Annotated in this window: 15 protein-coding genes and 1 pseudogene; 11 read left to right on the top strand and 5 right to left on the bottom strand. The window is 70.5% G+C overall.

Going from position 1 to position 12,404, the window contains the following annotated elements; all coding sequences use genetic code 11:
• Positions 1-13: 13 nt before the first annotated feature.
• The 5 genes from kdpB (at position 14) to QFZ27_RS13230 (ending at position 6,438) form a co-directional block, all read left to right on the top strand.
• On the top strand, positions 14-2,074 hold the full coding sequence (gene kdpB, locus QFZ27_RS13210; protein WP_429226858.1) for a potassium-transporting ATPase subunit KdpB: 2,061 nt from the start codon (positions 14-16) through the stop codon (positions 2,072-2,074).
• A gap of 7 nt (positions 2,075-2,081) precedes the next feature.
• Complete coding sequence (gene kdpC / locus QFZ27_RS13215; protein WP_429226859.1) at positions 2,082-2,687, top strand: potassium-transporting ATPase subunit KdpC; 606 nt, start codon at positions 2,082-2,084, stop codon at positions 2,685-2,687.
• Between the two features lie 18 nt (positions 2,688-2,705).
• Positions 2,706-5,414, top strand: a complete 2,709-nt coding sequence (locus tag QFZ27_RS13220; RefSeq protein ID WP_429226860.1) for a DUF4118 domain-containing protein — start codon at positions 2,706-2,708, stop codon at positions 5,412-5,414.
• Positions 5,415-5,418: 4 nt separating this feature from the next.
• Entirely contained in the window at positions 5,419-6,132 is a 714-nt protein-coding gene (locus tag QFZ27_RS13225) for a response regulator (protein ID WP_429226861.1), read from the top strand.
• A 78-nt stretch (positions 6,133-6,210) separates the two neighbouring features.
• Positions 6,211-6,438 (top strand): hypothetical protein, encoded by a 228-nt coding sequence (locus QFZ27_RS13230; protein WP_429226862.1) that lies wholly within the window; start codon positions 6,211-6,213, stop codon positions 6,436-6,438.
• Positions 6,439-6,621: 183 nt separating this feature from the next.
• On the opposite strand, the gene QFZ27_RS13235 is transcribed toward QFZ27_RS13230, so the two are convergent.
• Positions 6,622-6,969 carry a RidA family protein gene (locus QFZ27_RS13235; protein WP_429232449.1) on the bottom strand — a complete coding sequence of 116 codons (348 nt, stop codon included), beginning with the start codon at positions 6,967-6,969 and terminating at the stop codon, positions 6,622-6,624.
• Positions 6,970-7,072: 103 nt separating this feature from the next.
• Here QFZ27_RS13235 and QFZ27_RS13240 point away from each other — a divergent pair.
• Together QFZ27_RS13240 and QFZ27_RS13245 are read left to right on the top strand one after the other, a co-directional pair.
• A pseudogene (locus QFZ27_RS13240) lies at positions 7,073-7,168 on the top strand (hypothetical protein); the annotation flags it as partial.
• A gap of 64 nt (positions 7,169-7,232) precedes the next feature.
• Complete coding sequence (locus QFZ27_RS13245) at positions 7,233-7,352, top strand: winged helix-turn-helix domain-containing protein (protein ID WP_429226863.1); 120 nt, start codon at positions 7,233-7,235, stop codon at positions 7,350-7,352.
• A gap of 12 nt (positions 7,353-7,364) precedes the next feature.
• Here the strand turns inward: QFZ27_RS13245 and QFZ27_RS13250 are convergent, their stop codons facing one another.
• On the bottom strand, positions 7,365-8,180 hold the full coding sequence (locus tag QFZ27_RS13250) for a DUF1194 domain-containing protein (protein ID WP_429226864.1): 816 nt from the start codon (positions 8,178-8,180) through the stop codon (positions 7,365-7,367).
• A 334-nt stretch (positions 8,181-8,514) separates the two neighbouring features.
• On the opposite strand from QFZ27_RS13250, the gene QFZ27_RS13255 reads away from it, so the two are divergent.
• The 3 genes from QFZ27_RS13255 to QFZ27_RS13265 all read left to right on the top strand — a co-directional run bounded on the left by QFZ27_RS13255 (position 8,515) and on the right by QFZ27_RS13265 (position 9,366).
• Positions 8,515-8,661 carry a hypothetical protein gene (locus QFZ27_RS13255; protein WP_429226865.1) on the top strand — a complete coding sequence of 49 codons (147 nt, stop codon included), beginning with the start codon at positions 8,515-8,517 and terminating at the stop codon, positions 8,659-8,661.
• A gap of 45 nt (positions 8,662-8,706) precedes the next feature.
• A complete protein-coding gene (rpsU, locus tag QFZ27_RS13260; RefSeq protein ID WP_225767343.1) occupies positions 8,707-8,910 on the top strand; it encodes a 30S ribosomal protein S21 in 204 nt (67 codons plus the stop codon).
• A 171-nt stretch (positions 8,911-9,081) separates the two neighbouring features.
• Positions 9,082-9,366 carry a hypothetical protein gene (locus tag QFZ27_RS13265; RefSeq protein ID WP_429226866.1) on the top strand — a complete coding sequence of 95 codons (285 nt, stop codon included), beginning with the start codon at positions 9,082-9,084 and terminating at the stop codon, positions 9,364-9,366.
• A 3-nt stretch (positions 9,367-9,369) separates the two neighbouring features.
• On the opposite strand, the gene QFZ27_RS13270 is transcribed toward QFZ27_RS13265, so the two are convergent.
• Positions 9,370-10,344 carry a quinone oxidoreductase family protein gene (locus QFZ27_RS13270; protein WP_429226867.1) on the bottom strand — a complete coding sequence of 325 codons (975 nt, stop codon included), beginning with the start codon at positions 10,342-10,344 and terminating at the stop codon, positions 9,370-9,372.
• 140 nt (positions 10,345-10,484) lie between these two features.
• Here QFZ27_RS13270 and QFZ27_RS13275 point away from each other — a divergent pair, with 140 nt between their 5' ends.
• Positions 10,485-11,066 (top strand): helix-turn-helix domain-containing protein, encoded by a 582-nt coding sequence (locus tag QFZ27_RS13275; protein ID WP_429226868.1) that lies wholly within the window; start codon positions 10,485-10,487, stop codon positions 11,064-11,066.
• Here the strand turns inward: QFZ27_RS13275 and QFZ27_RS13280 are convergent, their stop codons facing one another.
• Entirely contained in the window at positions 11,067-11,909 is an 843-nt protein-coding gene (locus QFZ27_RS13280) for a hypothetical protein (RefSeq protein ID WP_429226869.1), read from the bottom strand.
• A gap of 2 nt (positions 11,910-11,911) precedes the next feature.
• Positions 11,912-12,358 (bottom strand): ABA4-like family protein, encoded by a 447-nt coding sequence (locus QFZ27_RS13285; RefSeq protein WP_429226870.1) that lies wholly within the window; start codon positions 12,356-12,358, stop codon positions 11,912-11,914.
• Between the last annotated feature and the right edge of the window lie 46 nt (positions 12,359-12,404).

Raw genomic sequence — 12,404 nt, forward strand, 5'->3', positions numbered from 1 at the left:
CGGACACTCGGTCATGAAGACTTCCAACACCCCGGCGTCGCTGTTCGACGCCAAGATCATGGGCCCGGCCGCGATCGACGCCGTGCGCAAGCTCGACCCCCGCATCATGTGGCGCAGCCCGGTGATGTTCGTGGTCGAGGTCGTCGCGGCCCTGACCACCGTGCTGCTGCTGCGCGACATCGCCACCGGCGCCGCCGGCATCGGCTTCACCGTCCAGATCGTGCTCTGGCTCTGGTTCACCGTGCTGTTCGCCAACTTCGCGGAAGCCGTGGCCGAGGGCCGGGGCAAGGCGCAGGCCGAAAGCCTGCGCAAGACCCGGACCGACACTGTGGCCAAGCGGCTGCGCGACGCCGCCGGCCGCGACACCGAGCCGGTGCCGGCGCTGTCGCTGCGCCAGGGCGACCTGGTGCTGGTCGAGGCCGGCGACCTGATCCCCTCCGATGGTGAGGTGATCGAGGGCATCGCCTCGGTCGACGAAAGCGCGATCACCGGCGAATCCGCCCCGGTGATCCGCGAATCCGGCGGCGACCGGTCGGCCGTCACCGGCGGCACCCGCGTGCTGTCCGACTGGGTCAAGGTGCGCATCACCGCGGCCCAGGGATCGACCTTCCTCGACCGCATGATCGCGCTGGTCGAAGGGGCGTCGCGCCAGAAGACGCCGAACGAGATCGCGCTGAACATCCTGCTGGCCGGGCTGACGATCATCTTCGTCTTCGCCACGGTCACCATCCCCAGCTTCGCCGCCTATGCCGGCGGGTCGATCTCGGTGGTGGTGCTGGTGGCGCTGTTCGTCACCCTGATCCCGACCACGATCGGCGCGCTGCTGTCCGCCATCGGCATCGCCGGCATGGACCGGCTGGTGCGCTTCAACGTGCTCGCCATGTCCGGCCGCGCGGTCGAGGCGGCCGGCGACGTCGACACGCTGCTGCTCGACAAGACCGGCACCATCACGTTGGGCAACCGCCTGGCCACCGAGTTCGTGCCGCTGCCCGGCGTCACCGACGCCGAGCTGGCGGACGCCGCCCAGCTCTCCTCGCTCAGCGACGAGACTCCGGAAGGCCGCTCGGTGGTGGTGCTGGCGAAGGAGAAATACGGGCTGCGGGCCCGCGAGGTCGGCCGCATGCACGCGCAGTTCGTGCCCTTCACCGCCCAGACCCGCATGAGCGGCGTCGACATCGAGGGCTCGGTCATCCGCAAGGGCGCGGTCGATGCCGTCATCGCCCATGTCCGCGAGATGGCCGGCAATCCGCGCCTGGCCATGCCGGCGGCGCTGGAGCAGATCACCGAGCGGATCGCCAAGTCCGGCGGCACGCCGCTGGCCGTGGCCAAGGACGGCAAGCCGCTCGGCGTCATCTATCTGAAGGACGTGGTCAAGGGCGGCATCCGCGAGCGCTTCGCCGAGCTGCGGCGGATGGGCATCCGCACCGTCATGATCACCGGCGACAACCCGCTGACCGCCGCGGCGATCGCGGCCGAGGCGGGGGTCGACGACTTCCTGGCCCAGGCGACGCCGGAGGCGAAGCTGGCCCTGATCCGCGAGGAGCAGGGCAAGGGCCGGCTGGTCGCCATGTGCGGCGACGGCACCAACGACGCGCCGGCGCTGGCCCAGGCCGATGTCGGCGTGGCGATGCAGACCGGCACGGTGGCGGCGCGCGAGGCCGGCAACATGGTCGACCTCGACAGCGACCCGACCAAGCTGATCGAGGTGGTGGGCATCGGCAAGCAGCTGCTGATCACCCGCGGTGCCCTGACCACCTTCTCGATCGCCAACGACGTGGCCAAGTACTTCGCCATCATCCCGGCGATGTTCCTGGCCTTCTACCCGCAGCTCGGGGTGCTCAACGTCATGGACCTGCACTCGCCGCAGAGCGCGATCCTGTCGGCGATCATCTTCAACGCGCTGATCATCATCGCGCTGATCCCGCTGGCGCTGCGCGGCGTCCGCTACCGGGCGCTCAGCGCCGCCGCTCTCCTGCGGCGCAACCTTCTGATCTACGGCCTGGGCGGCCTCATCGTCCCGTTCATCGGGATCAAGGCGATCGACCTGATCGTCACCGCCCTCGGCCTGGCGTGAGGCGAACATGCTGAACCAGATCCGACCCGCCCTCGTGATGGTCGTCTTGCTGACGATCCTCACCGGCATCGCCTATCCCTTCGCCATGACCGGCATCACCCAGGGGCTGCTTCCGGCCCAGGCCAATGGCAGCCTGATCAAGCGCGACGACGGCACCGTCATCGGCTCGTCGCTGATCGGCCAGGACTTCACCAGCGAGAAGTACTTCCACGGCCGGATTTCGGCGACCTCTGGCGCCGATCCGAACGACCCGAGCCAGTCGATCGCGCAGCCCTACAACGCCGCCAACTCGGGCGGCTCCAACCTCGGCCCGACCAGCCAGGCGCTGGCCGACCGGGTCAAGGCCGACGTCGACGCGCTGGCGGCGCAGGGCATCAGGAACCCGCCGGCCGACATGGTCACCAGCTCGGCCTCGGGTCTCGACCCGGACATCAGCCCGGCCAATGCCGAGCTGCAGATCGCCCGGGTCGCCGCCGCCCGCGGCCTGTCGCCGGACCAGGTGCGCGACGCCGTGCACGCGGCGACCAAGGGCCGGCTGCTCGGCCTGATCGGCGAGCCGCGGGTCAATGTCCTGCGGCTCAACATGGCGCTGGACGGGCTGAAGACCCCGTAGTCTCCTGCCCCGATGTCATTGACCGATCGCTCGGACGACGATCATCGTCCCTCGCCGGAAGCCCTGCTCGAGGCGGTCGCGAAAACCCGCGGCCGCCTCAAGATCTTCCTCGGAGCGGCGCCCGGCGTCGGCAAGACCTACGAGATGCTGTCCCAGGGCGCGGCGCGGCGGCGCGACGGGCTCGATGTCGTCATCGGCGTGGTCGAGACCCATGGCCGGGCCGAGACCCAGGCCCTGGTCGGCGGCTACGAGATCATCCCCCGCCGCCGCGCCGAGCATCGCGGCCGGACCCTGGAGGAGATGGATCTCGACGCCATCCTGGCGCGCAAGCCGGCCCTGGTGCTGGTCGACGAGCTGGCCCACACCAACGCCCCCGGCAGCCGGCACGACAAGCGCTACCAGGATGTCGAGGAGATCCTGGATGCCGGCATCGATGTCTGGACCACGCTGAACATCCAGCATGTCGAGAGCCTGAACGACGTCGTCGCCCAGATCACCCGCATCCGGGTGCGCGAGACGGTGCCGGATGCCTGGATCGACGGCGCCGACGAGATCGAGCTGATCGACCTGACGCCGGAGGACCTGCAGAAGCGGCTGGCCGAGGGCAAGGTCTATATCCGCGACCAGGCCCGGCGCGCGGTCGATCATTTCTTCAAGCCCGGCAACCTGACGGCGCTGCGCGAGCTGGCGCTGCGCCGCACCGCCCAGCGGGTCGACGACCAGATGCTGGGTTACATGCGGGCCCATGCCATCACCGGCCCCTGGGCCGCCGGCGAGCGCATCATGGTCTGCGTCAGCGAGGCGCCGAATAGCGAGGCGCTGGTCCGCTACGCCCGGCGGGTGGCCGACCGGCTGGGGGCGCGCTGGATCGCGGTCTACATCGAGGGGTCGCGCCACCACCGGCTGGGCGAGGCCGAGCGCGACCGCATCGCCCGCGCCCTGCTGCTGGCGGAGAAGCTGGGCGGCGAGACCGTCACCCTCCCGGCCAACGACATCGTCGCCGAGATCCTGAGCTACGCCCAGCGCAACAACATCACCCAGATCGTCATCGGCAAGTCCGACCGGTCGCGCTGGTTCGAGATGCTGCACGGCTCGGTGGTGCATGATCTGCTGCGCAAATCGGGGTCGATCTCGGTCCATGTCATGGCGGGCGAGGGGACGGAGGCCCAGCCTGGCGCGGAGCGGATCCAGACCCGCCCGGCCGATGCCGGCTTCGACCCGCGGCCCTATCTGGTCGCCGCGGTCGGCGTCGCGGCCACCACCGCGGCCGCGCATCTGGTCGCCTTCGTCGCCACCACCAACAGCATCGCCCTGGTGTTCCTGATCCCGGTGCTGTTCTGCGCCGCGCGCTACGGGCTGGGGCCGTCGATCTTCGCCTCGCTGCTGAGCGTCTTCGCGGTCAACTTCTTCTTCCTGCCGCCGCTGTACAGCCTGGTGATCGCCGACCCGTCGAACGTCACCACGCTGGTGTTCTTCCTGGTGGTCGCGGTCGTCACCTCGAACCTGCAGAGCCGGGCCCGGCTGCAGGCCCGCGGCGCCGCGGCGCGGGCCCGGGCGACGGCGGAGCTGTTCGGGTTCAGCCGCAAGCTGGCGGCGATCGGGTCGGCCGACGACCTGCTCTGGGCCGCGGCCTATCAGGTCGCGTCGATGCTGAAGCTGCGCGTGGTCGTGCTGATGCCGCAGGACGGGTCGCTGCAGGTGGTGGCCGGCTATCCGCCGGAGGACCGGATCGAGGAGGCGGAGCGGGCGGCGGCGCAGTGGAGCTGGGCCAATGACCGGCCGGCGGGGCGGGGGGCCGACACTCTGCCCGGCGGCAAATGGCTGTTCCTGCCCTGGCGCACCGCCTCCGGCCAGATCGGCGTGGTCGGCATCGACCGCGACCAGCCGGGGCCGCTGCTCAGCCCCGACGACCAGCGCCTGCTGGACTCGCTGATGGACCAGGCGGCGGTGGCGATCGAGCGGGTGCGCCTGGTCAAGGATGTCGACGAGGTCCGCGTGGTGGCGGAGACCGAGCGGCTGCGCGCCGCGATGCTGACCTCGATCAGCCACGACCTGCGCACGCCTCTGGCCTCGATCATCGGCGCCATCTCCAGCCTGCGCCGCCACGATGCGGCGCTGGACCCGAAGGCGCGGTCCGAGCTGATGGAGACGGCGGAGGACGAGGCCGAGCGGCTGAACCGCTTCGTCGGCAACCTGCTCGACATGACCCGGCTCGAATCCGGCGTGCTGCAGCCGAGGCTGGAGGCGACCGAGGTGGCGGAGGTGGTCGGGGCGGCGGCCCAGCGCTGCGCCGCCCTGGTCGCCCGCCATCGCCTGGTGCTCGATATCGCGCCCGGCCTGCCGCTGTACCTGCTCGACCCGATCCTGCTGGAGCAGGCGCTGGTCAACCTGATCGACAACGCCGCCAAATATGCGCCGGCCGGCACCACCATCACCGTCTCGGCGCGGGAGGAGAAGGGGCTGGCGCTGCGGGTGCTGGATGAGGGCGACGGCATCCCGGAGGACAAGCTGGAGGCGATCTTCGACAAGTTCCACCGCATCCACCACGGCGACAGTGCCCAAGCGGGCACCGGCCTCGGCTTGGCCATCTGCCGCGGCTTCGTCGAGATCCTGGGCGGGCGAGTCACCGCCGGCAACCGCGGCGACCAGCGCGGCGCCGTCTTCACCGTCACCTTCCCGCCGGAGCTCGCGGCCCCGGCCCTGCCCGGCACCTCGATGGGGGTGTGAACCGATGTCGAACCCGCCCGACCCTCGCCCAGCGCCACGCATCCTGATCATCGACGACGAGCCGCAGATCCGCCGCTTCCTCAAGATCAGCCTGGCCGCCGACGGCTATGCCCCGATCGAGGCGGCCGGCGGCACCGAGGGGCTGGAGCGGGTGGTGCAGGACCGGCCCGACCTGGTGATCCTCGATCTCGGCCTGCCCGACATCGACGGCCAGCAGGTGCTGAGCCGGATCCGCGAGCTGTCGGCCGTGCCGGTGATCGTGCTGTCGGTTCGCGCCGGCGAGGCCGAGAAGGTCGAGGCGCTGGACCGCGGTGCCAACGACTATGTCACCAAGCCCTTCGGCATCGCCGAGCTGACCGCCCGGCTGCGCGCCGCCCTGCGCCGCGGCGGGTTGGAGGACGAGGCGGCCGAGGCGGTGATCGAGGCCGGGCCGCTGACCGTCGACGTGCCGCACCGGCGGGTGCGGTTCGAGGGGCGCGAGATCCGGCTGTCGAAGAAGGAGTTCGAGATCCTGCGCCTGCTGGCCGCCCATCACGGCCGGGTGGTGACGCATCAGAAGATCCTGCGCGAGGTCTGGGGCCCGGCCCATATCGACGCGATGCAGTATCTGCGCGTCTATGTCGGCCAGCTGCGGCAGAAGCTGGGCGACGAGCCGGCCCGGCCGCGGCTGATCGCGACCGAGGCCGGGGTCGGCTATCGGCTGGTGGTGGAGGGGTAGGAAATAGCTCACGCGGGCGGAAGCGGACGGTCTATGCTGATGCCGGGATTTCCACGATGCGGATAGCGGGAGACCATCATGGCTGACACCGACAAGTCCAAGGACACCGATGCGATCATGGGTGTGGTGCAGACGTACAGTGTCGACACCGCCGCGACCGCTGGTGCGGCGGTCGACACCGCCGCGGCCGGTGGTGCGGCGGTCGATACCGCCGCGACCGCTGGTGCGTCGGTCGACACTGCCGCGACCGCTGGTGCGTCGGTCGACACTGCCGCGACCGCCGGTGCGGCCGAGAAGGTGCGGTAGGGCGGCGTCGCCGACACCCTGGACGGGGTGCTCACCGTTCTGGACGCGATCGGCAACGACACCGGCCGCTGAGCGAGGACATCCATCTGATCGGCCGTCGCCCATCTGTCCCGGTCGGTGCGAGTCATCTGCCTGGGCATGAAGCCATGGCCCGAACCGCTGTTGACACCCGCCGGCGACCGATCAGGTCGGCTGCGGCAGGCGCGCGATGACCTTGATCTCGAAATCGAAGCCCGCCAGCCAGTTGGCGCCCACCGCGGTCCAGTTCGGGTAGGGCGCGTCGCCGATCGCCTTCAGCCGGATGGCGGCAAACGTCTCCCACTGCGTGGACGGGTCGGTGTGGAAGATGGTCACGTCGACGACGTCGTCGAACGTGCAGGCGGCGGCTTTCAACACTGCCGCGAGATTGTCGAAAGCAAGCTGGACCTGCTGTTCGAAGACCGGTTCGGGCGACCCGTCGTCGCGGCTGCCGACCTGGCCCGAGACGAACAGGAAGTCGCCGGAGCGGATTGCCGCCGAATAGCGGTTGATCTCATAAAGCGCCTGCCGGCCGGGAAGATCGCGCCGGGCCTGCCGCTGTACCCGATCCTGCTAGAGCAGGCACTGGTCAACCTGATCGACAACGCCGCCAAATATGCGCCGGCCGGCATTGCGGGTGCTGGACGATGGCAAGGAGATCCGGCTGTCGAAGAAGGAGTTCGAGATCCTGCGCCTGCTGGCCGCCCATCACGGCCGGGTGGTGACGCATCAGAAGATCCTGCGCGAGGTCTGGGGGCCCGGCGCATATCGGCGCGATGCAGTATCTGCGCGTCTATGTCGGCCAGCTGCGGCAGAAGCTGGGCGACGACCCGGCCCGGCCGCGGCTGATCGCGACCGAGGCCGGCGTCGGCTACCGGCTGGTGGTGGAGGGGTAGGGGCAGGAGGCCCTACCGCTGGTCCTGGTCCAGCCAGCGCGGGCGGGTCTTCTCGCCGATCATGCAGTCGGTGCCGCCGGCCTGGGCCGGGATGAAGGCGACCGGTGCCGCCTCCGGTACCGCCCCGGCGATCTCCAGCACCAGCTTGCGCCGGATCGCCTCGGCGAATTGCTGCGGGCTGCGCACCGCCACGGTGAAGGCGCCGGGGCCGCCGATCACGCAGTCGCGGTAATAGGCGTCGAGCATGTCGGGCTCGGGCAGGCCGCCGAAGCCACCGCGCTTCAGGATCACCGGCAGGCCGTTGATGGTGATGCCCTGCGACAGCGCCATCTGGCGGGCGCCCGACACCGGCCAGCCGGCGTTGTTCGGCCCGTCGCCGGAAATGTCGATGGCGCGGCGGATGCCCTCATAGCCGTTGTTGTCGAACAGCCCGGCGGAGAACAGCAGCGCGCCGGAGATCGAGGTGCCGCGCCGCATCACCGTGCCGAAGGTCTCGGACAGGTCCGCCGCCGCCGTGCGTGCCGCCGCGGCGCCGTCGATCAGCCGCCAGGGCAGGATCACGGCCTGGGAGTTGGCGCCCGCCCATTCGACATAGGTGATGGCGATGCGGCCATGCACGCCGGAGGTGATGGCATTGATCACCTCCGGGTGGGTGAGGGCGCCGACATAGCCGTCGCGCTGCAGCGCCTGCTCATCATCGTCCATCGAGCGCGAGACGTCGACCGCGAGCACCAGCTCGAGGTCAACCGGATGGTCCTGGGCCGCCGCGGGAGCCGTGGGCAGGAGCAGGGTGAAGACCAGGCCGAATCCGACGATGCCGAAGCGCATTTCGCCCCCCAGTGTCAGCCACCGAGATGATTTCGATGTGGGAACGATCCGGCCCGCTGTCATCTCCGCCGATCGGCTGTTTTTCGTGGCGGGTTGCAAACCGGCCGCGGTTCCCCTATATCGAGCGTCGAGATCGGTTTCGACACGATCTGCGCCGTCGTTCCGAGGAACCGGCCCGGATCCCCCTCCCAACCATGATCCGAACGATAGGGCAGGCGCTCCGCCTGCCGATCGTGCTTTGTGCCGCGACGGGCGGGCCGATGGCCTTTGCGTCGTGGTTTAAGCGATATTGAGTGCAACGAGGCCCCAAGGGCCCGAACCGTAAAGAACAGACATGAAGACCGAAAAGACCAAGACCCTGTCCCGCCGCCGGCGTCGTCCGACGTCGCGGCTGGCCACCACCCCGCTGCGGCAGCCGGCACACACGGCAGAGCTGTCCCGCGCTGAGATTCGTCAGATCGTACTCGACATTCTCGGCTGAAAGGCGTAACCCCGCCCGACCCATTAGTGAAAAGGCCTTTGCCCGATGCAGGTGCTCGTCCGCGACAACAACATCGATCAGGCGCTGCGCGTCCTCAAGAAGCGTATGCAGCGTGAAGGCATCTTTCGCGAGATGAAGCAGCGCCGGAACTACGAGAAGCCGTCCGAGCGCCGCATCCGCGAGGAAGCCGAAGCCGTCCGCCGCCAGCGCAAGGCGCTGCGCAAGCGGATGCAGATCCAGGGCTACTGATCAGGACCGGGGCCGCACGGCCCCGACCGGTCGTTCCGATGGATGAGACCAGGGGCCTTCGGCCCCTTGTTTCGTTGTGCCGATTCCATCTCCGGCTTGTGCCCGGCACCGAGCTGTGCAGTGATCCCCGACCCGGGGTGCCGCGCCCCTGACGAACCGGGAGGCCGACCGATGGATGTCGCCGCTTTCAGAAATTCCCTGGACCAGGACCAGCCGCCCGCGACCCTGTCGCCGCCGCTCGCCGCGCTGTGGTGGGACGCCAAGGGCGACTGGGACCGGGCGCATGGCTGCGTCGATTCCGAGGACGGCGCCGACGCCGCCTGGGCTCATGCCTACCTTCACCGCAAGGAAGGCGACCTCGGCAACGCCGGCTACTGGTACCGCCAGGCCGGCAAGCCGATGTCCCAGGCCAGCCTGGAGCAGGAATGGGCGGAGATCGCGGCGGCGCTGGGCTGAGGCTCAGCCCGCCCCGTCCGGCACCAGCACGATCTTGCCGGTGACGGCGCGGCTCTCCAGCCGGCGATGCGCGTCGGCGCCGCGCGACAGCGGGAAGGCCTCGATCTCCGGCAGGGCGAGCTCCCCGGACCGCAGCGCGGCGAACAGCGCGTCGGCGCGCGCCAGCCGGCTGGCGCGGCTGTCGAGATGGTCCCACAGGTCGCCACCGACCACCGCCTTCGACTGCTCCATCAGCAGCCGCGGATCGATCGCCGGCGGGTCCCCGCCGGCGGTGCCGTAGGCCACCACCGTGCCGCGCGGCCGGGTGGCGTCCAAGCTCTGCGCCAGCGTCGTGCCGACCGAATCATAGGCGATGTCGACGCCGCCATCGCTGAGATCCCGGACCGTGGCCACCCAGTCGTCGTCATAGGTCAAGCCGTGATCCGCGCCCCGAGCGACGGCGATCGCCGCCTTCCCCGCCGTCGAGGCCAGGGCGATGACGGTGGCGCCGCGCCGCTTCGCCATCTGCACCAGCAGCTGTCCGACCCCGCCAGCCGCGGCGTGGACCAGCACGCGGGCCCCGGCGCGGACCGGGGCGCTGTCGGCCACCAGATACTGCGCCGTCAGCCCCTGCAGCAGGATCGCCGCGGCCTCGCGGTATCCGATGTCGTCCGGCAGCGGGATGGCGCGGTCGACCGGCACGGTGACGCGGCTGGCATTGGCGAAGGGCACGTCGGCGAAGCCGATGCGGCCGCCGAGGCGGATGCCCGCGACGCCGTCGCCCAACGCCACCACCTCGCCCGCGCCCTCATAGCCGGCGATATGCGGTGCCGCGCCGGCCAGGCGGTAGTTTCCGCGGCGGCGGTGCAGGTCGGCGAAGTTGAGGCCGGCCACGCGCAGCGCCAGCTGGACATGGCCCGGCGGCACCGCCGGGTCGGGCAGCGTCCGGTATTCCAGCACCTCGGGACCGCCGAACCGATCGAACACCAGCGCTTCCATGATCTCGTCTCTCCACAGCCGCCGGTCGCGCCGGCCTTGGTTCTGTCTACTATAGTGGAAAATTCCATCATAGTGGAAACGCGCTTGACCGGCTGACACCACCGACCGACAAGCGGGTGGGTGTAATGGCGAGATCGATCATGCCCCCGATGGACGACGGCACCCCACCGATCGACTTGGCGGAGACCGTGCGCCGGTTGCGTTCGGACCGGGGCTGGACGCTGGAGGATGCGGCCGGCCGCACCGGCCTTTCGCGCTCGGCCCTGTCGAAGATCGAGCGCGGGGAGATGTCGCCGACCTTCCAGGCGATGCAGAAGCTGGCGCGTGGTTTCGAGATCGAGCTGGCGGCGCTGTTCGGTCCGGCCGATTCGCCCCTGCGCGGCCGCCGGATCGTGGTGCGGGCCGGCGAGGGGGCGACCACCGAGATGCCGAACTACCGCATGCGCCTGTTCGGCGGCGAGCTGCGCAACGCGCCCTTCCTGGCCTCCGAAGTCACCGTCCGCGGCCGGTCCCTCGACGATTTCGAGGATTGGGAGCGGCACGACAGCGACGATTTCCTCTATGTGCTCGCCGGCCGGGTGACGCTGCTCAGCGAGACCCATGGCTCGGTCGAGCTCGGCCCGGGAGATGCGGTGTATTTCGACGCTCGCATCGGCCACGCCGCGATCGCCACCGGCGAGGGCGAGGCGCGGGCGCTGTGGGTCACGGCTCCGGCGCGCTAGTCACAGGTCGATCAGCGGGCGGCCCGCCATCGCCTGGGCGAAGGCGGCGAGGGTGACCAGGACATAGAGGACCGACACCAGCCAGACCGCCGGCCGCGCCCGCCGCGGCCAAGCGGCCGCCAGGCCGGCGCCGGCCAACGGCAGCAGCTGCTGGGCATGGATGCCGAGGAAATGCGGCACCCGCAGGTCGCCGCCGGTGGTCGACCAGCCGAGCAGCGGCAGCCCGGGGTGGTCGGGGATGCCGCCGACGGCATGGCCGCCATGGGTGGCGATGGCCATGCCGGCGCCGACGCCGAGGACGAAGGTCAGTACCAGCCCCAGCACGATCGCCAGGCGCAGCGCCGGGGGCAGCCCGGTACCGTGCCGGGCGATCTCGCGCGCCAGCGGCAGGGCCGTCGCGGTCAGGGCCACGGCGCCGACCCCCATCAGCGCGAACATGACCGCGTGGAACGGCGTCGACTCGTTGAAATGCGAGGGCTGGCCGAGCGCGCCCTGCAGGGTGATGTAGCCCAGCTCGAACGTGCCGGCGCCGATAAGAGTCCAGCGCGCGGCACGGATCGGGGCCGCGCCTCGCCGCGCCTCGGGCAGTTCGCCGATGAACCAGGCGCTGGTCAGGGCGAACAGCCCGACCGAGAGCAGGAACTTGACCGGCTTGGCCCAGACGTCCTCGCCGTGCAGCTGGCGAGCGTCGAGCGCCCCGGCAACGCCCAGGACGACAGCGAGCGCCAGCAGGGCCAGGCCGAAGCCGGCCAGGATGGGGTCGCGGCGCCGGACCGCCTGGAGCAGGGCCGACGGCCCGCGGATCGGGCGGCGCGGCAGCGGATCGATGGCCAACGAGGACATGGTCATGCCTCCGCGACGAGGCCAGGGGCGCGGCGGTCGAAGCCGGCCCGCAGCAGCACGAAGGCCAGGAGGCCGATCGGGCCGAACAGGAAGGTCAGCGCGAAGCAGGGGAGCAGCAGCAGATGCGGCAGCCCGGCCCGCTCTCCTTCGCGCGCGATCCAGCCGCCGACGAACAGGTCGAAGGCCAGGTAGTGCAGCCAGCCGGCGACCAGCATGCCGGGCGAATCGAACAGGGCTCGCACCGCTTCGATCGATTCGTAGCCGCCCTGGGCGGAGCCCCAGGAGATGCCGACCAGGCCGAGATAGGCGGCGGCGAAGAGCAGCGGCACCGCCAGCCCGGCCGCGGCTCGCAGCCGGGCCTTGTGCCGCGGCAGCAGCGGTGCTGTGGCCAGCGCCAGCCAGCCGAGGATCGCGAGCATGTTGCCGCCGCGGAACAGCAGGTCGAGCACGGCTTCCTCCTGGTCTGAACGGTGTTAAGATGAGACGATATCATCT

The organism is Inquilinus ginsengisoli (genome assembly GCF_050434925.1).
Classification (GTDB): Bacteria; Pseudomonadota; Alphaproteobacteria; order DSM-16000; family Inquilinaceae; genus Inquilinus; species Inquilinus ginsengisoli_B.

Coding starts and splice junctions, on each gene's coding strand:
- kdpB (WP_429226858.1), top strand. CDS start 14: ATGAAGACTTCCAACACCCCGGCGTCGCTGTTCGACGCCAAGATCATG.
- kdpC (WP_429226859.1), top strand. CDS start 2,082: ATGCTGAACCAGATCCGACCCGCCCTCGTGATGGTCGTCTTGCTGACG.
- QFZ27_RS13225 (WP_429226861.1), top strand. CDS start 5,419: ATGTCGAACCCGCCCGACCCTCGCCCAGCGCCACGCATCCTGATCATC.
- QFZ27_RS13230 (WP_429226862.1), top strand. CDS start 6,211: ATGGCTGACACCGACAAGTCCAAGGACACCGATGCGATCATGGGTGTG.
- QFZ27_RS13245 (WP_429226863.1), top strand. CDS start 7,233: ATGCAGTATCTGCGCGTCTATGTCGGCCAGCTGCGGCAGAAGCTGGGC.
- QFZ27_RS13250 (WP_429226864.1), bottom strand. CDS start 8,180: ATGCGCTTCGGCATCGTCGGATTCGGCCTGGTCTTCACCCTGCTCCTG.
- QFZ27_RS13255 (WP_429226865.1), top strand. CDS start 8,515: ATGAAGACCGAAAAGACCAAGACCCTGTCCCGCCGCCGGCGTCGTCCG.
- rpsU (WP_225767343.1), top strand. CDS start 8,707: ATGCAGGTGCTCGTCCGCGACAACAACATCGATCAGGCGCTGCGCGTC.
- QFZ27_RS13265 (WP_429226866.1), top strand. CDS start 9,082: ATGGATGTCGCCGCTTTCAGAAATTCCCTGGACCAGGACCAGCCGCCC.
- QFZ27_RS13270 (WP_429226867.1), bottom strand. CDS start 10,344: ATGGAAGCGCTGGTGTTCGATCGGTTCGGCGGTCCCGAGGTGCTGGAA.
- QFZ27_RS13275 (WP_429226868.1), top strand. CDS start 10,485: ATGCCCCCGATGGACGACGGCACCCCACCGATCGACTTGGCGGAGACC.
- QFZ27_RS13280 (WP_429226869.1), bottom strand. CDS start 11,909: ATGTCCTCGTTGGCCATCGATCCGCTGCCGCGCCGCCCGATCCGCGGG.